Annotated in this window: 13 protein-coding genes; 5 read left to right on the top strand and 8 right to left on the bottom strand. The window is 58.5% G+C overall.

The window, feature by feature from the left end:
• Positions 1-18: 18 nt before the first annotated feature.
• The 6 genes from P0D96_RS38690 to P0D96_RS38665 all read right to left on the bottom strand — a co-directional run bounded on the left by P0D96_RS38690 (position 19) and on the right by P0D96_RS38665 (position 9,672).
• Positions 19-1,491: an NAD-dependent succinate-semialdehyde dehydrogenase gene (locus tag P0D96_RS38690; protein ID WP_408181778.1), complete on the bottom strand. Its 1,473-nt coding sequence runs from the start codon at positions 1,489-1,491 to the stop codon at positions 19-21.
• Positions 1,492-1,549: 58 nt separating this feature from the next.
• Positions 1,550-2,932 (bottom strand): aspartate aminotransferase family protein, encoded by a 1,383-nt coding sequence (locus P0D96_RS38685; RefSeq protein ID WP_408181776.1) that lies wholly within the window; start codon positions 2,930-2,932, stop codon positions 1,550-1,552.
• Between the two features lie 133 nt (positions 2,933-3,065).
• Positions 3,066-3,671: a hypothetical protein gene (locus P0D96_RS38680; protein ID WP_408319080.1), complete on the bottom strand. Its 606-nt coding sequence runs from the start codon at positions 3,669-3,671 to the stop codon at positions 3,066-3,068.
• A complete protein-coding gene (locus tag P0D96_RS38675; protein ID WP_408319078.1) occupies positions 3,668-6,634 on the bottom strand; it encodes an FAD-binding and (Fe-S)-binding domain-containing protein in 2,967 nt (988 codons plus the stop codon). The genes P0D96_RS38680 and P0D96_RS38675 overlap by 4 nt, the downstream gene beginning before the upstream one ends.
• Before the next feature lie 137 nt (positions 6,635-6,771).
• A complete protein-coding gene (locus tag P0D96_RS38670; RefSeq protein ID WP_408291888.1) occupies positions 6,772-8,334 on the bottom strand; it encodes a PucR family transcriptional regulator in 1,563 nt (520 codons plus the stop codon).
• Positions 8,335-8,382: 48 nt separating this feature from the next.
• Positions 8,383-9,672, bottom strand: a complete 1,290-nt coding sequence (locus P0D96_RS38665) for an MFS transporter (RefSeq protein WP_408319076.1) — start codon at positions 9,670-9,672, stop codon at positions 8,383-8,385.
• A 256-nt stretch (positions 9,673-9,928) separates the two neighbouring features.
• On the opposite strand from P0D96_RS38665, the gene gabT reads away from it, so the two are divergent.
• The 5 genes from gabT to P0D96_RS38640 are packed head-to-tail and all read left to right on the top strand — an operon-like array spanning position 9,929 to position 15,496.
• Complete coding sequence (gene gabT, locus P0D96_RS38660; RefSeq protein WP_408319074.1) at positions 9,929-11,227, top strand: 4-aminobutyrate--2-oxoglutarate transaminase; 1,299 nt, start codon at positions 9,929-9,931, stop codon at positions 11,225-11,227.
• Between the two features lie 3 nt (positions 11,228-11,230).
• A complete protein-coding gene (locus P0D96_RS38655) occupies positions 11,231-12,490 on the top strand; it encodes an aldehyde dehydrogenase family protein (protein WP_408181767.1) in 1,260 nt (419 codons plus the stop codon).
• 28 nt (positions 12,491-12,518) lie between these two features.
• Positions 12,519-12,857 (top strand): tRNA-binding protein, encoded by a 339-nt coding sequence (locus tag P0D96_RS38650; protein ID WP_408181765.1) that lies wholly within the window; start codon positions 12,519-12,521, stop codon positions 12,855-12,857.
• Between the two features lie 45 nt (positions 12,858-12,902).
• Positions 12,903-14,507 (top strand): amidohydrolase family protein, encoded by a 1,605-nt coding sequence (locus tag P0D96_RS38645; protein ID WP_408181763.1) that lies wholly within the window; start codon positions 12,903-12,905, stop codon positions 14,505-14,507.
• An 8-nt stretch (positions 14,508-14,515) separates the two neighbouring features.
• Complete coding sequence (locus P0D96_RS38640; RefSeq protein WP_408319071.1) at positions 14,516-15,496, top strand: CobW family GTP-binding protein; 981 nt, start codon at positions 14,516-14,518, stop codon at positions 15,494-15,496.
• Positions 15,497-15,661: 165 nt separating this feature from the next.
• Here the strand turns inward: P0D96_RS38640 and P0D96_RS38635 are convergent, their stop codons facing one another.
• Both P0D96_RS38635 and P0D96_RS38630 read right to left on the bottom strand, forming a co-directional pair.
• Positions 15,662-16,204: a DUF2442 domain-containing protein gene (locus tag P0D96_RS38635; RefSeq protein WP_408181760.1), complete on the bottom strand. Its 543-nt coding sequence runs from the start codon at positions 16,202-16,204 to the stop codon at positions 15,662-15,664.
• 52 nt (positions 16,205-16,256) lie between these two features.
• Entirely contained in the window at positions 16,257-17,270 is a 1,014-nt protein-coding gene (locus P0D96_RS38630) for a hypothetical protein (RefSeq protein ID WP_408319069.1), read from the bottom strand.
• Position 17,271 lies beyond the last annotated feature (1 nt).

Genomic DNA, 17,271 nt, shown 5'->3' with positions numbered 1-17,271 from the left:
CGCGGCAGGCCGGCTACCTTAGTCGAGACCGCCTTGGCAGATATACTTGATTGACAGGTAGTCGTCGAGGCCATACTTCGAGCCCTCGCGGCCGTAACCGGACTCTTTGACACCGCCGAACGGCGCCGCTTCGCTTGCCACCGCCCCTTCGTTCATCCCAACGACTCCCGCTTCGAGAGCGCGGGAGACGCGGTCAGCACACCGCATGTCTTGCGTGTAGAAGTACGCAGCGAGACCAAAAGGCGTGTCATTAGCCAGGCGAATTGCCTCTTCCTCGGATTCGAAGCAATACAACGGGGCTACAGGCCCGAAAGTCTCTTCGCAGGTGACGAGCATCTCGTTGTTCGCATGCGCCAATACCGTCGGAGCATAGTAGTTCGGCCCCATCTCCATCAGACGCTTGCCACCCGTCAACACTTTTGCACCCTTCGAAACAGCGTCGCTCACGTGGCGGTCAATCTTGTCGATTGCCCTCACGTTAATCATCGGCCCGATTTGCGACTGCGGGTCGGTCGCTGGCCCGACCTTGAGTGCGCCCACTCGTGCGGCGAGGAGCTCAGCGAACTTGTCGAATACGCCCGCCTGCACGTAAATCCGGTTCGGACAAACGCACGTTTGTCCGCCATTACGGAACTTTGCAGCCATCAGGCCGACCACAGCGGCATCGAGGTCCGCGTCGTCGAAGACGATGAAGGGAGCGTTTCCGCCCAGTTCCAGCGAAAGCTTCTTCAGCGTGCCGGCCGACTCGCGAGCGAGATACTTCCCAACCGCCGTGGAGCCCGTGAACGTAATCTTGCGGACGCGTTCATCGGCAAGCCAGTCTCCTACCGCTTCGATGCCCTGGTCGCGTGACGCGCTGAGCATGTTGAGAACGCCGGCGGGAACACCCGCTTCTTGAGCAAGCGCTGCAAGCGCGAGGGCCGTCAGCGGCGTGTCTTCTGCGGGCTTGCCGACGACCGTGCAGCCTGCTGCCAGAGCAGGAGCAATCTTGCGTGCAATCATCGCGAGCGGGAAGTTCCACGGCGTGATGGCCGCGACAACCCCGACAGGCTCTTTGATGGTGCGCATCTGCTTGCCGCGCTGTTGTTGCGGGATGAGGTCGCCGTAGACGCGAGTTGCCTCATCTGCGAACCAGGCGACGTAGGATGCGCCATAGGCCACTTCACCGCGGCTCTCAGCCATCGGCTTTCCCTGTTCCATGGACATGATTGTCGCAAGGTCCTCGGTGTTAGCGACAATGAGAGCGTGCCAGCAGCGGATAATCTCGGCACGTTCGCGGGGCAGACGTTCACGCCAGTCCTTGGCCGCTTTTGCTGCCGCGTCCGTCGCCGCGCGTGCGTCGGCCTTTCCGCTGTTTGCAACTTCGGTGATGAGTTCACCGGTAGCGGGATTCGTAACCGGGTAGCGGGCGTTATTGGCCGCATCCGTCCATTCGCCACCAATCAGGTTCTGCCGACGCAGAAGTTCTTCACGTTTCAGTCTCAGTTCCATACTCGATACCCTCAAAGAATACGTTGCTTATCACCCGTGCAACTTACTGAAACGGGCGTTAGCTCTTAATCGCACGGCGCACGTCGGCGCTTTCCAGAACGTCATCGAGCGTTTTGCGAACCCGCTCCACCATCATGTCGACTTCGCCCGCCGTGTAGCAGAGGGCCGGCGCGAAGCCGAGAATATTGTCCCCGAACGCCCTGAAGATAATCTTGTTGCGAGCAGCGGCGTCGAAAATCCGGTCGGCGAGGTGCAGCGCGGGGTCGAAGCGTGCTCGGGTCGCCTTGTCCGCAACCAGTTCCACTGCGCCCAGAAGGCCAGCGTGTCGTGAGTCACCAACAAGTGGGTGGTCGAGAAGACTGTCCAGGCCATTCGCGAAACGCGGCGCCTGCGCTTGCCCATTCGCCAGAAGGCCGCCTTCGGTGTAAAGGCGCAGCACTTCGAGTCCAATGGCCGCACTCACGGGGTGCGCGGAGTAGGTTTGGCCGTGACCGATTGCTTCGCCGGGCTTGCTGCCGTCGGCGATGCCTTGGTACACGGCGTCAGACATCAGGACAGCGCCCATCGGAGCGTAACCAGCCGTCAGGCCCTTCGCGATGGTCATGAGGTCGGGCTCCACTCCTTCGGTCTCGCACGCGAACATCGGACCTGTACGGCCGAAGGCAGTAATGACCTCGTCTGCCACAAACAGGATGTCAAGTCGCTTGCACGTGTCGCGCATCGCCTTGAGCCATCCCTTCGGCGGCACGATGACGCCGCCCGAGCCCTGAACAGGCTCACAAAAAAATGCCGCCACATTGTCAGCGCCGAGTTGAGCGACCTTGTCTTCAAGCGCCTTCACCGAGCCTGCGATGATGGCTTGCGCATCGTCCGGCGTCCCGCTGCGATACGGATATGGCGACGGAATGTGGTGCTGAGTCGGCAGCGGCACATCGAAGTTCCGATGGAAGCTGGCGATTGCAGTCAGGCCCGAACCAATGGAGGACGAGCCATGATAGCCACGCTCCAGAGCGATGAAGTGCTTCTTGCTAGGCCGGCCGATGGCGTTGTAGTAATGGGTGATGAAACGCAATGCGGAGTCCACTGCGTCCGAGCCGCCCAGCGAGAAGTAGACGTGTTGAAGACTCTGCGGCGAAAGCTCTACGAGACGCTGTGCAAGCTCGATTGCCGGCTGAGAGCCGAAATGGAAGTAGCCGGTCGCGTATGGCAGCTTTGCCATTTGCTCCGCCGCAATTTTGACGATGCTTTCGTGACCGTAGCCGGTGTTCACGCACCAGAGTCCCGCGAACGCGTCGAGCAGCTCATTGCCCTCGGCGTCGTACAACCAAGCGCCTTTGCCGCGTTCCAGAACGGTGACGCCACGCTTCTCATGTGCGCGGTAGTTGGCGACCGGATGGATGAGATGCTTGCGGTCTGACTCAATAAGCGTTGCTAGTGACATTTCACAATCCTTGATAGGTTTCTGCCTAACCTCAGAATATCTGGAGGCTACGGCATTTGGTTTCGCCCGTCCGTGCCATGTATGGGTTCCCCAATTCAACTCAGCGCTCCGCGCGGCATTTTCTGCTGTCTGGTCAGGCTGTCGGCACTAGGTCGTCGGAGAACAGCGGCGCGGTCAGTGCGGTCAGCAGCCAAATTTCTTCGGTTATCGCGGTTTCGGGAACGACTTCCGCACACATGAAGGCGAATGCGCCGACCGTCCTTTTGCAGACGACGACAGGAATGTTGATGAGAGTGGCGGTGCCAAGCGACTTGAGCAGTTGATGGTCAGGGAAGTAATGCTCCAGGTCTACGTCGTTGTTGGCCACGAGAACGTCGCCTCGTTCGAGCACCTTCCGAGCCCAGTCAGACCCCGAGAGCTGCTTCCATCCGCCCACGGGATAAGCGCGGGGGACCGTTGAGTAAATCCGTCTTACCGCGCCAAGTTCTTTAGGGGCATCTGGGCGTGGGCGCGACACGAGTGCAGTGGCCTGAAGAAACGGCAGTCGCAGCTTGACGACTTCGAGCCACGCTTGAATTGCAGAGCCTCTCGACGTCGCCTGTCGAATCGCGGTCTGACCTTGGGCAAGCGTCGCCGACCGGCCATTGGTATTGACGTTCGTTGCAGCGTTGCTCGGCCGAGAGAGGAAAACGGCCGAAGCGCCTAATGCGGCGAGACTGGTGAAGTTTCTACGATTCATACAGTTTCTTCCTGCGTGGAAGGTTTGACGGGGCGTAGTGCCGGACTTTTTCTAGCCCTGCCATCGAGCCACTGCGCGAGGTGTATCGCGGAGCGTCCCGTGGTGTTCCGAATCTGTGAACGACAACTGAAACCGTCGCTAACCAGCACTGCGTTCTCATCGAGGGGTTGGATTTTTGGTACAAGTTCAGATTCGGCGACAGACCGAGCGACGTTTGCAGTCTTCGTGTGGTAACCGAATGCGCCAGCCATCCCGCAACATCCTGTCTGCAGAACTGCTCCTGATTGGGCGGCTTTGCCGACAAGGCGCGACTCTGCTTGCACTCCGCCACAGGCTTTTTGGTGGCAGTGCCCGTGTACATAGACGCTCTCGTCGAGCTTCGGAACATCGAAGCCCTCTGCCTCGAGGTATTCGGCCAGCGTCTTGACGGAGGTAGCCAGCGCGGCAGCTTTTTCGTCTTTAGGAAAAAGCGCGCGCAGTTCGTCCCGGAAGACCGAGAGGCAGCTAGGTTCGAGAACAACCACGGGCAACTTCAGGGCGATTACCTCCTTTAGTTCCGCCATGATGTCGACGAGATTGCGCCTGGCGTGGTCCAGCATTCCGGCGTCGTAGTAGGGACGCCCGCAACAAATCTGCTTGCTCATGAGCCGAACCGTCACACCGTACGACTGCAGCACTCGGACAGACGCTTCCAGGACTTCGGGAGAGAACCCATTGTTGAACGTGTCGGTCCACAGCAAGACCGTTCTAAATTCGCCATTCAGCGTGTGAGTGTCCTGCACGAGCTGTCTGCAGGTTTCGCTGTTGCGGAAGGCCAATGATGCGACGGCAGGGAACTTGACGTGCGATGCAAGCCCGAATTTCTCTGCTACTGCTCGGAACGGCCGCATCTTCATCGCGGTGTTGACGACGCCACTGATGCGAGTTGCTATAGGCAGCCATGTGCCGATGTGTCCAATCATCGTGTCCATCAGCGGACGCTTGGCTTTCTGATAGTGCTCGTACAGGAAGTGACTCTTGTATTTAGCCAAGTCGACATGCGTCGGGCAATCGCTGCGACATCCCTTGCACGCGAGACAGTTGTCCAGCGAGTCCTTGACGTCCTTGTTGTCCCAACCGTCAGTGATGACCTCGCCCTTGAGCAACTCGAACAGCAGGCGGCTGCGGCCCCGCGTCGAATACTTCTCTTCGCGCGTTGCACGATAGCTGGGGCACATCGTCCCACCGTCGAGGGAGCGGCACTTCCCCATGCCAATGCACCTTTCGGTGGCGCGCGCAAAAGTATCGGGCGTCTGAAGGTTCCCGAACGAAAAGTGGCTGGGTACGTCGACCCGACGATAGGTGGGGCCAAGCCGCAGGTTCTCGTCGACAGGCATCGCATCGATGAGCTTTCCGGGGTTCATCCGGTTCTTCGGGTCCCAGATGGACTTGAACTCGCGGAACGCATCCATGACTGCCGGCGGGTACATCAGCGAGAGCAACTCGCCTTTGGCCTGTCCGTCGCCATGCTCGCCAGACAGCGAACCCTCGTACTTGACGACGAGCTTCGCTGCTTCTTCCAGGAACTGGCGCCAGGCGTGAATGCCCTGGCTGTTGCGCAGGTCGAAGTTGATACGCGAATGAATGCAGCCGTCGCCAAAGTGGCCGTACATGTTGGTGGTGTAACCGTAACGCTCAACCAACGCTGCGAACTCTCGAAGATACGCGCCCAGCAGCCGCGGTTCGACCGCTGCGTCTTCCCAGCCGACCACCGGGTCCGGCTTCAAAGGGTCATCGCCAATGGACGTCGCGGACGCGCCGGTCTCTCGGACCGACCAGAGCCGCCTCATCAGTGTCGCATCGGACACCACGCGCGCATTCGGGCAACCGGGCAGCGAGAAGGTCAGGTCCGCCGCCGCTTGCGCGCGCTGCAGCGCCGATTCGAGATTGTCGGCACCGAATTCGACCATTAGCCATGCATTGCCATCCGGCAACTCAGCGATGTCAGCAAGCGCGACCCCTCGTTCACGCAAGCCACCGACTATGCCTGTATCGAGCCCTTCCATCGCAATGGGTTCGAGCGGCAGCAGTTGCGGAACGCAGTCGGCAGCGTCGAAAATAGTGGGAAATCCGAAAACGGTAAGCACCCGAGCCGTTGGGTTGCGCACCAGGGTCGTCGTCGCGCGCAAGACCGAGACACATGTGCCTTCCGAGCCCACGAGTGCGCGGGCAATGTTGAAGCCATTCTCTGGCAGCAACTGGTCAAGGCTATAGCCCGAGACTCGGCGCTTGAGCTTGGGGAATCCCGCACGAATCTCGACCGCGTGACGGTCGACCAGGTCGCGTAGAGCCTGAACAATCTCTCGGCGACGTCCGCCAGCGGCCAAATGTGCCTGAAATGCAGCCTCGTCCGTTGGCCCGACCCAGAACCTTTCTCCATCGTAGGTCAGGATTTCCATCGACTCGATGTTCTCAGCCGTCTTGCCGGCCATAACCGAATGAGCCCCGCAGGAATTATTGCCAACCATACCGCCGATGGTGCAACGGCTGTGCGTGGCAGGGTCCGGGCCGAACGTCAAACCCTTGAGCGCAGCAGCGCTCTTCAGCTGGTCGCAGATGACGCCCGGTTGAACCACGGCGGTCCGGCTTTCGGCGTCAAGTTGTTCAATCCGGGTCAAGTGACGAGACGTGTCGATAATCACCGCAACGTTCACGGCTTGACCGCACATCGACGTGCCCGCGCCGCGTGTGAGTACGGGTACATCCGCCCCATGGCATGCACGCATCACAGAGATGACGTCTTCGACTGTACGCGGCAAGACGATGCCTATCGGAACCTGTCGGTAGTTCGATGCTTCGGAAGCGTATGCCGCTCGAGACCCGGCATCGAACCTAATCTCGGCGTCCGTCGTCTGAGCGAGTTGGCGCTGCAAAGAGAGAAGCTTGTTGAGGTCGCGGCGTGAGGAGGACAAGTTCGAATTCATTTGGTCGCGAAAAACGGAAGGAGCGGCGAGAGGAGCCCTTGGCGCAGACCTTACGTCTGTCGAGACATCCCGCGTCATTCCAAATTAAAGCGCGACACAAAGTGGAAGTCTTCCTATTAGAAGTAGGAACGCGCGGGTCAGTCTTCCCGAAGACGGTAGAGGGTCATGGCGACTTGAACCTGGAAACGGACCTTGGGGTCCTCGAGTGTGACGTTGAGAATTTCTTCGATTCTCTCGAGGCGGTAGCGCATCGTACTGATGTGGATGCCGAGCGAGCGAGCCGCATTGACCAACTGAAAGCCTTCATCGGCGAGCGTGCCCAGCGTTTCAAGCAGGGATTCGCCGCGTGGTCGCGTGACGAGGGGTGTGACGAGCCGCTCAATGAGCATCTCGCGTGCGTTCGCGTCGCCAAGAAGCGCACGTGGGAACAGAATCTCGTCGAACCGATGCAATCTCCCGGGCCGCAACGTGGGTAGCAAGGCATCCACGTCTTTTGAACCCGTCGCCATCCCGTCAATGCCCGTGTGAACGCGGCTGACCGCCAGGGCCGCGCGTTGGTCGCGGATTGCGTCCCATAGTGCTTCGGGTGATGCATCCGCGGGAAGAATAAACTTAATCTGGTTCAACCATATCGCAAGCAATTCGGGCTGCCCGTTCGCGCGAAGCTGATGTTTGAGCGCTCCAACCCAACGCTCGCGGCGGTTGAGACCCTCCGTCGTAAGGGGTATGGGTTCGTCGAGAAGCACGAGACAGATTCGGTACGGGCTTGTCTGACTCCATCCGCATACCTTTGCGCGTTCAAGCGCACTGGGCGTCGCGGTGAATTCGCCGTCAAGTAATCCCGCCACGAGCGCGAACCCCAAGCGGTCTTCCTGTTGCGTGAGTTGTTGCTGGTGCATTAGATGCAGCGCAGCTACGACGCTCGCGTGCTCCATTGCACGCGCGTCGAGCTCATCAGCGTCCGAGCCGTCCAAATCAAGCCAAAGAACCGCAACGAGAGAATCGTGGAGGCGAACAGGGAGTCGCAGTCGATAGACAATACGGTCGGCGATTTGAAACTTGACGCGAGTGGGTCTTTGAGAGTCTTTCGCGTCAATGGGTGAATCCGAAAGAGAGGCAACGAATTGCTCTTCCAGCGATGGTGCGTCCGCTTCGGTCGCGGAAGTGCCGAGGAGCTCGCCGGACAGATTCGTGAATGTGACCTCGCGGCCCACGAGCTTTCGCAGCGTGTTCGCGATGTCACTCAGGCTGTTTGCGGTCATCGCCGCATTAGTTAACGCGCGGTGCAACTGCTCCGAGCGCTCGATAATCTCGGCTTGGAAGTAAATTATCTTCGCGAGTATCTCGTGGGTGACTTGGCTGAACTGGACGTCCCACGGCAACTCCAGGAGAGGCAAGCCGACGCTGCGAGCCTCGTCGATGGCTTCTGGGGGGAAGTGCTCGCGAAAGTGCGGGACCGCCAGTACGACGCCGGCGAGCCCGACTTCGCCCAGGTCACGTACCAGCCGTCGCGACGTATCAGCATCGTTTGGCCAGTTGTACCCGGTCGTCAGCAGCAATTCGCCCGGCTTGACCCAGTTGACGATGTCCGGATGGTCGACCATGTGAACCCAGGTAATCTCGCGCTGGAGATTCTCCTGACCGGCAACGACTTCTGCGTCACGTAAGACGGTTTCACGAATCGCGGTGTCAAGCTTCATGGCGGCGAATAGTGTCACCGCGGTATCAGCATGACACCGCGGCAGCTGTTAGATTTCTTTGGGCTGTCGGTAACCAAGAAGTACGCCGAGCAGGCTGAAGGCCGCTGCGAAAATTACGTAAATCGCGGGCGCCATAGGTGTGCCAGTCGCGCTGATGAGCCACGTCAGAATAAGCGAAGCGAATCCACCGAACGTCATCACAGCCATATTGTAGGCAACCGAGAGGCCGGTCGAGAGCACTTTGCTCGGAAACGTCTCGGACAGCGCGGCAAGGATGGGTCCCGTGTAAATCGCGATGAGTACGCCGAACACCGCTTGGAATACGCACAAGGTAGCGACCGACGGCGCTTTTACAATCATCGCGAACATCGGCCAAGCGAGTACAAGCATCGCTGCTGAAGCCCCGCCGAGAAGCCACTTGCGCCCGACTTTGTCGGAATACCAGCCGGTGAAAGGCGATAAGAAAGTGATGACGCCACCGCCGACCATTGCAGCGATAAACGATGCCGACTGCGGAAGCTTGAGAACCTTCACTGAGAAGGTCGGCATGTAGAAGAGAATCACATAAATGCAGACCGTCCAAAGCACGACCATGGAGAAACTTGCGAAGGCTTGCTTCGGATAGTCGCGAAGCACGTCGGCCAACGGGGTCTTCGACTTGTCAGTTTCATTCAAGAAGACCGGCGTCTCTTCGAGGTTACGACGGATGTAGAAGCCGATGGGTCCGATAAGCAAGCCGGACAGAAACGGGATGCGCCAACCCCAGTTTTCCATGTCAGCCGTGGAGAGCCCAAGCGTAATGCCTGTACCGAAGCAGGCACCCAGCAGCACGGCGAAACCGATGCTCGTTTGAATCCAACTCGAGTAGTACGCTTTCTTGCCCTTGGGCGCGTGTTCCGTGAGGAACGCTGTAGCCGTACCCATCTCACCGCCAGCCGAGAAGCCTTGCAACAGACGTGCGAGAACAATCAGGCAAGGGGCGGCCATCCCAATCTGCGAATAAGTCGGAGTAAGTCCGATGATGGCCGTGCCTGCGCACATCAACAGGATGGTCAAGGACAGGGCGGCTTTGCGGCCAGCGCGGTCGGAGTAAATGCCGATGAGGATGCCGCCGAAGGGACGCACGAGAAAGCCGACGCCGAATGTCGCAACCGAGAGCATCAGCGATGTCAGGTCGTTACCGGTCGGAAAAAAAAGCTTCGCGATGGTGATGGCAAAGAAGCCATAGACCATGAAGTCAAACCATTCGAAGCCGTTGCCGAGGACGGTTGCGACGATTGCGCGCCGTCGTACGGTCTTCTCGTCCTGATAGTCTGCTGCCAGATTCACTGTGTTCATCTCCGCTCCCGATGCGTGCTCAACGCCTTTTCCAATGGTCGGTGTGGCCCCGGTCAGGAACCAGCCGTATCCCATTGAACTCAGCCAGAAATCGCAAAACTACCCACGTTTGATAGGAACAGACGGTGTCAGATTAGTACATGAAGTACGAATTGCGTCAAAAAAAACGAAAAATCGACACCCGATTCCTACTTTCCATAGGTATTCGCCCCTTTTCTGGCTTCCTACTATGGGTTCCATCCAAGGAGGTGATTTGATGAACAAGGAACTCGACAAAAACCAAAGCGCCGCTGCGCTGCGTGAAACATACGTTGCCCGCGATATCGCGACGGCACACTCCATTGTTGCCACCCGTGCTGCGGGTGCGTATCTCTGGGACGACAAAGGACGCAAATACCTCGATTTCGTCGGCGGCATCGGCGTGCTGAACGTCGGTCATAACCATCCGGCGGTGGTCGCCGCCGTCCGGCAGCAGCTCGAATCGTTCTCACACGTCTGCTTTCAGGTCGTCGGCTACGAGCCGTATATCCGCCTGGCCGCGCGTCTATCCGAGCTGGTTGCTCCGGGCCAAGGTTACAAGTCGGTGTTTCTGACCACGGGTGCCGAGGCGGTCGAAAACGCAATCAAGATTGCTCGCGGCTACACGAACCGCCCGGGCGTGATTGCATTCCGCGGCGGGTTCCATGGCCGTACGCTCCTTGGCATGTCGCTCACGGGTATGAGCGCTCCCTACAAGCAGAACTTCGGGCCGTTCGCGCCGGACGTGTATCACGCCCCGTACCCGAATGCGTATCACGGCATCACATCGGACGACGCGCTGAAGGCGCTGCAAACAATCTTCAGCACGCAAATTCAAGCCGACCGGGTGGCAGCAATTATTCTCGAACCGGTCCAGGGCGACGGCGGCTTCCTCGCTGCGCCGGCGGAGTTCATGCAGGCCTTACGCGAGCTGACAAGAAAGCACGGAATCGTGTTGATTTGCGACGAGATTCAGACGGGTTTCGGTCGTACTGGCAAGATGTTCGGCTTCCAGCACTCCGGTATCCAGCCCGACCTTGTGACGGTAGCGAAGAGCCTCGCAGGTGGTTTGCCCATCTCTGGCGTGGTCGGTCGGCCCGAGATTGTTGATGCGCCGCAACCAGGCGGGCTGGGTGGTACGTATGGCGGCAATCCGCTCGCTTGCGCTGCGGCCAACGCCGTACTCGACATTTTCGAACAGGAAAACCTCCTTGAGCGCAGCGTGAAAATCGGCGAGCAACTTCGTGCCGGTCTGGAGAAACTCCAGGTGACGCATCCAGAGATGGGGGAAATCCGCCAGACTGGCGCGATGGTCGCGGTGGAGTTCGTGTCCGACCAACCGGCCAGAACCCCCGATAGCGCAATTGTGCAGCGTATCCTCGACGCCGCCCGCGAAGAAGGTCTGCTGCTGATTAAGTGCGGCGTTGAACGCAACGTGGTTCGCTTTCTGTCGCCTCTCACCGTGTCTGACCAGGATGTATCTGACGCGCTTGGGATGTTCGGGCGAGCAGTCGCTGCTGCGAAAGCTGCAACCTGAGCGATGCGTGACGGCCAAACCGACGCCCCGGAACTCGCCAGGCATGTTTGCCATTCCGGTGCGGGGACAAGTGCGACGCGTCGTTTCGACGTTCTGAGCCCCTATGACGGCACCGTCATAGGTCGCGCGCCGGACATCGACGTTCAAACGCTAGCATCGAGCTTCGACGAGGGTTCACGCGTCGCAGGGAACCTGCAAAACACTCATCCAATTCAGGAACGGCTCCGTAGTTGGGCAGGCAAGATTGGCTCCCAACATGAAGAATTGGCGCGCGTCGTCAGTCTCGAGACGGGGAAGCCCATCCGGTTTGCACGGGTTGAGGTGGCAACTGCTCTGGCGGCGCTGAATGCTTACTGTTCTTGTCCGTCGATTCCGCTCGTGCGCGACTGGACCGCAGCGCGGTCAGCTTTCTCCATTTTGAACTGGCGTGACCCAGTCCTTGCGACAGTTAAAGAGGCAATCGCAGTATTGAGTTCAGGGCGAGCCCTTGTCATCAAGCCGTCCTCGCGGGCTCCATTGGCTTCGCGAACGCTTGCATCGCTTTGGGCCGAGGGCGGCAATCTGGACAAACTCCTGTGCGTTGCGCCTTCAATCAACGCAATCGGTATGCTGCGAACCGCACTCAGGAGTTCGCACGTTACCGAAGTGCGATTCCATGGAAGCCGCGATGTGGGGTCTTATGTTTCGCGTGCATGCCATGAAGCCGTCGTGCCCGTGAAGATTTCTCAGAGCGAGCGGGCTCCGATGGTGATAGATGCGGATGCTGACATTGACGCCGGATGTGATGCGGTTATCGAGCGGGTATTCCTCCCCCCTCTTCTCGCTGGCCCCGAGCGCGTATCGTGCCTGTATGTGCACAACTCGGTCGCCGATGCTCTTGTCCCAATCCTAATCGACAGGGCGGCCCGACTTCATATCGGCGACCCGGTCGATGAACAGACCCAGATTGGACCCGTCATAGACGACGTGGCCGCCGCTTTTGTATCCGAGCAAGTCGACGACGCGCTGCTCGACGGTGCAACGCTCGCGGCCGGTCTGGTTGTCTTGGATGGCCGGCTGATTCAACCCATTGTTCTGGACCATGCGAAGCCGTTCATGCGCGTCTGTGTCGAAGAGGCCGAAGGCCCGATTCTTCCTGTCATCAGGTTCGGTCACCAATCAGAACTTCCTCGCACGATGTGCCTCACAACCAATACGCTGACACCGTCAGTTACAGGCGAGCGCGGCGACTGGTCGAGACCGAGCAGCTACAACAGCAACTAGATTGCAAACCTTTTTGAATCGTCCCAACATGAGCGAGACTACCCCTTTCGAAGCTTTCTCAATGGTCGACATGCGTGCTGGTCGTATTGCCCGAGTCGAACTCAACACCGAAGCGCGTAAGCCCGCGTACAAAATCTGGATTGACTTCGGCGAACTCGGAGAACTGGCGAGCAGCGGTCAATATACGGCACTCTACAAAGCGGAAGAGCTAATGGGTCAAATGGTCGTCTGCGCTGTGAACCTTGGAAGCCGCCGTATCGGTGGATTCAAGTCTGATGTACTGATGCTCGGCGTTGAGCAGGCAGACGGCTCTGTTGTCTATCTAAAGCCCGAGCGCGACATCGCACCTGGGACGAAAGTGTTTTAACGACTATCGGATGCCCGCGTAGGGCGATTAAAGGATGGAGACGGCATGAATACGCCCATAGCGGAAATCGAAGTTGGCGAAGAGATGGTCGCGGGTTTTGCCAAGAAAGGGTTAGGTCAGGTGCAGGCGGCAACGACGCGCGACCGTGGCACGGGTCCTTTTCAGAGGCTCGTGCTGCGCGGTGCAATGGTCATTGATGGCACGGGTGCGCCTCCCTGGGGTCCGGCGGACATCGTTGTCGAAGGTGGACGCATTACTCAGATTGCTGCCGTTGGAGTTCCCGGTCTGCCCATCAACCCAGTACGCCGTCCGGAAGCCGGCGACCATGAGATTGACTGTACGGGCAAATTCGTCACCCCGGGTTTTGTAGATTGCCACGCGCATGTTGGGACACCATTCCATGCGGCGAATGGCGAGATGATGCCTGCGGATTACATCTACAAGCTCTGGCTTGCGCATGGCGTAACGAGCGTACGCGAGGCGGGAACCATGAACGGCCTTGCCTGGACGCAGCAGCAGGCTGTAGCCGCAGATGAAGGGCAAATCGCCGCTCCGACGCTATACCCCTACGTCTATTTCCCGGCAGTCAACGACTATCTGAAGACTATCTATACGCCGCAGCAAGGACGGGAGTGGCTGCGCAAGGCGCACGCGAAAGGCGCGCGCGGCGTGAAGTTTTTTGGCGCACCACCGGCAATCATGGAAGCCGCCCTGGACGAATGCAAGAAGCTCGGTCTACGCTCCTGCTGCCACCACGCACAGCTTTCAGTCGGACGGATGAATGCTTTGCGGACTGCGCGCTGGGGCCTGACGAGCACTGAGCACTCGTACGGCATTCCGGAAGCGTTGTTTGACGGTCGAACGCTCCAGACGGTCGACGACGACTACAACTACAACGACGAATACATGCGCTTTGCAACTGCTGGGCAGACTTTTCTGCAAGCGGCGAAGCCGGGCAGCGCGAAGTGGAACGAAGTCATCGAAGCCTTCCTGGAGGCTGGACATACGTTCGTTCCGACAATGAACGTCTATGACAGCAACCGCGACCTTATGCGTGTACGTCGCGCCGAATGGCACGATGAGTACACGGACAGTACGACGTGGAAATACTTCCAGCCGCAACGCGGCGGACACGGCGCGTATTTTTACCGCTGGTCGGTGAAAAACGAGGTTGAGTGGAAGGAGAGCTTCCGCATTCTCATGACATTCCTCAACGAATACAAGAATCGCGGCGGACGAGTCTGCGCCGGTAGCGACTCAGGTTTCATGTATCAAGTCTACGGCTTCGGCTTTGTTCGGGAACTTGAGCTCTTCCAGGAAGCAGGTTTTTCACCGCTCGAGGTGCTGCGTGCAGCGACGTCTCATGCAGCTGAGCTTCTCGGGATTGAAGACGACGCGGGGACGCTGGAAGTTGGCAAGCGTGCAGACATCCTCGTCCATGACCAGAACCCATTGACTGACTTCAAGCTGCTTTACGGCACTGGCACCGTCCGCTTGAATGAACAGACGAATGGTCCAGAACACAAGCGATGTCTGCAAAAGACAATCAGAGCAGGTATGGTCTTTGACGTGGATGAACTGCTTTCCGATGTCCGCGAGATGGTCGCTGGCAGCTGGCCGGGTTCGTCAGAGAACCGACGCGCGCAATGAGGGAAAACATGCAATCCGGACCTCAGTTCGTCATCGTTTCAGGGATGCTGGGCAGCGGCAAGACCTCACTGCTCGAAAGCTTGCTTGCAAGCGAGAACGCGTCCGAGACTGCCGTCATCGTCAATGAAGCAGGCGAAATCAACATTGACGGAGCGATTCTTTCTGAATCGGCCCGTGGCATGTCGATGGCGACGCTTAGCAACGGGTGTGTATGCTGCTCATTGACGAACGACCTCGTCACTACCGTCCAAGACCTTGTCGAGTCTCGTCGGCTCACCGGGCAAGGTCCCCTCTCCCGCATTATTCTCGAGTGCAGTGGCCTTTCGCGCCCCGGTCCCATAGTCTCGTCATTGCAGGAACTAGCGGACCTCCGGCTGAAGCTCCATTTAATTACGACCTACGATTGCAGTCGGCCTGCGTTGCAGACTTCCGAATTTGAAGACGCCGCAGCTCAGCTGGCTGCAGCCAACACGATTGTTCTTACCAAGCTGGACCTCGTATCAAACGAGAGACGCGACGAGGCGCTAGGAGTGGTTGCGTCCGCAAATCCAGTAGCAAGAATCGTTGACGAGTTCTCGTCGTCAGTTCGCGCACGGGAGGCGTTTCTATCCTTCAGCGACACCGGCTCTCCCATTGGAAACGGAGAGGTTAGGCAGCGCGTCCGACGGCGTCTGCTCCATCCGAGAATCCGGGTGTTCCGTGCAAAGTTCGAGGAGGATTTGCCTTGGGAATCCGCGTTGGACTGGCTGGAAAACATAGCTGGCGCGCTTGGGGAGCGACTGTTGAGAATAAAAGCAATTGTGCCGGGAGAAGGAAGTAATGACCGGGTTCTCTTGCAAAGCGTGGGCACGACGTTCTCTGCGCCTCGCCGTCTTAATTCGGACGCGGCGGTGCCGCTCGGAGCAATTGTCATCGCCCGGGACTGCGGAATCCAGGATTTAGAGTTGGTTCCGATGGAGCACCGGGTGAGCTGGTTCAACCTTCAATAAAGAAATTTTGTGATGTGCGTCTTGTCTTCGAGAGAGGCTTCCCGCGTTCGCAAGCGCATGCCCTGCGCTTAGCGCTTGCGAAGATAGCCACCGCCCGCAGCAGCCAGTTCTCGCACCGCACTGGCATCAAATCGATGCACATGTGAGCCTTCATGCTGTTGCCTGTCACCAGCCAAGCAGGGCCCGCAGCCGTTGCATAAGCCAATCGGTCTCCACGCGTTCCGTCCACTCTTTGTTTGCAATCGCCCTCCTCATCCGCCGCAGCGTTACGTCGCGCGAATTGTCCGGATAATTAGCTGCATCCTTGAGGGTCTTTGGAACCAGCTGCTGCGCCAAATCCTCACAAAGGTCCCATCCTATGAAGCGTTCTTCGGCAGTCAGCCCGACAACAAACCTGCCGTCAATCCACCTGCCAGTTAGCTTTGGCTGCGTTCCCGACAACAAGGCAGGCGTTGGGTCCCATGGAAAATCGACCGGTACGCACGAGGTCAATCGCTCATCACGATGGCGCCTCTCGGCATCGCGCATCAGCCCGCTGACGCTTATTTCTTCATCCAACTGGTCCCAACGTAACCCCTCGCCGGACGCAGAAATGCGGACATCCCGACGTTGCTCAGGGCTTGCCACCCACAGTTTTGGGAACAATCGCAGCGGAAGTCGCAACGTGCCCCCGTGTTTTAGGAAAACAGTCAGATTTTTAGCATTCACGATTACTTCGATTGCTATCGGTCGAATGCGACATATCATTTAACACCGCTCCCTAGCGGCCTGCGCTCAGCGCAAGGAAGTGAGCGATGACTTGCTTCGCGACGTCAACAAACGTCTCGTGCTTGCCAGCCGCAATTGTTTGCGAGTTGAGCGCAGTGCCTGGCGCAGCTACGATTCGGATTCGAACGAGCTCGCCGACGACAAGGATTTGCAGGCAAGCTTCCGGTATTGGCGCGGAATCCCCAACCGCTTGTCGGCCGACAAAGAGGGTAAATATCCGAGCCTCCCGATATGGGCTCAGCGGCCATTCGTATCCGTGTGCATGCAGCGCCTCAGAGGCGCGGTTCCACAATGCTTTTCTTGGGTCGATTTCCACCGTCGCTGTGTACAGCGGTTCAACATCGCTTGGCTCGCACTGGTGTTCACCCTTATACATCTTAACGATGGTGCGCGACCACTCGGCCGCCCACGCCGCTGCAATCCGCTGCAGCAATTTGAAATCAACGTCGCTGTCGAGCATGTCGAGCGGACGGCGGTTACCCAAGCCACCCCGCTGCGACGAGAGGAAATCAAGTCGGCTCAACGGTTCAGCAGGAACAATGATTCGGCAAATTGCCTGCACGCGCTTTCGGTTGACTGCCGGGTCTGCAAGCAGAGCGGGAATGTATGAGGCTCCGTCGACCGCGACGGTGAACACGCTGCCATCTTCGAGAAGGAGCGCGAGTCGTTTTTCAGTCGCGCCGATGCGCTTTCTAAAGTCACTTAGTGCCAGCAGTTCTCCATTTGCAATCATCTCGCGGCGCGCAGCAAGTGCCTGCTGCCAAATATGCTCGCGCAGGATATCGCCGCCAACGTCTTCGCCGGCCTCGATGTACGCGTCGCGAACAATCTGTTCTATGCGAGCAATCACGTGGTCGGGTAGCCGCTGAAACTTCTGACGGTCAGCCGCAGGCAGACGAAACCCGTTTGGCGCGATTTTGCGGACCAGGGATGACGCGACATTCTGCGGGATGTCATATTCAGCATCGATTCGCCGCATAGCAATGTCCCAGCCGCCAACAGACATA

This window comes from Paraburkholderia sp. RL17-347-BIC-D (genome assembly GCF_046027915.1).
In the GTDB taxonomy this organism is placed as follows: Bacteria; Pseudomonadota; Gammaproteobacteria; order Burkholderiales; family Burkholderiaceae; genus Paraburkholderia.
The sequence above is the reverse complement of the archived record's forward strand: the minus strand, read 5'-3'. Positions and strand labels throughout refer to the sequence as shown.

What these genes read in the sequence shown, in the direction of transcription:
- P0D96_RS38690 (WP_408181778.1), bottom strand. Translation starts at nt 1,491, where the DNA reads ATGGAACTGAGACTGAAACGTGAAGAACTTCTGCGTCGGCAGAACCTG.
- P0D96_RS38685 (WP_408181776.1), bottom strand. Translation starts at nt 2,932, where the DNA reads ATGTCACTAGCAACGCTTATTGAGTCAGACCGCAAGCATCTCATCCAT.
- P0D96_RS38680 (WP_408319080.1), bottom strand. Translation starts at nt 3,671, where the DNA reads ATGAATCGTAGAAACTTCACCAGTCTCGCCGCATTAGGCGCTTCGGCC.
- P0D96_RS38675 (WP_408319078.1), bottom strand. Translation starts at nt 6,634, where the DNA reads ATGAATTCGAACTTGTCCTCCTCACGCCGCGACCTCAACAAGCTTCTC.
- P0D96_RS38670 (WP_408291888.1), bottom strand. Translation starts at nt 8,334, where the DNA reads ATGAAGCTTGACACCGCGATTCGTGAAACCGTCTTACGTGACGCAGAA.
- P0D96_RS38665 (WP_408319076.1), bottom strand. Translation starts at nt 9,672, where the DNA reads ATGAACACAGTGAATCTGGCAGCAGACTATCAGGACGAGAAGACCGTA.
- gabT (WP_408319074.1), top strand. Translation starts at nt 9,929, where the DNA reads ATGAACAAGGAACTCGACAAAAACCAAAGCGCCGCTGCGCTGCGTGAA.
- P0D96_RS38655 (WP_408181767.1), top strand. Translation starts at nt 11,231, where the DNA reads ATGCGTGACGGCCAAACCGACGCCCCGGAACTCGCCAGGCATGTTTGC.
- P0D96_RS38650 (WP_408181765.1), top strand. Translation starts at nt 12,519, where the DNA reads ATGAGCGAGACTACCCCTTTCGAAGCTTTCTCAATGGTCGACATGCGT.
- P0D96_RS38645 (WP_408181763.1), top strand. Translation starts at nt 12,903, where the DNA reads ATGAATACGCCCATAGCGGAAATCGAAGTTGGCGAAGAGATGGTCGCG.
- P0D96_RS38640 (WP_408319071.1), top strand. Translation starts at nt 14,516, where the DNA reads ATGCAATCCGGACCTCAGTTCGTCATCGTTTCAGGGATGCTGGGCAGC.
- P0D96_RS38630 (WP_408319069.1), bottom strand. Translation starts at nt 17,270, where the DNA reads ATGTCTGTTGGCGGCTGGGACATTGCTATGCGGCGAATCGATGCTGAA.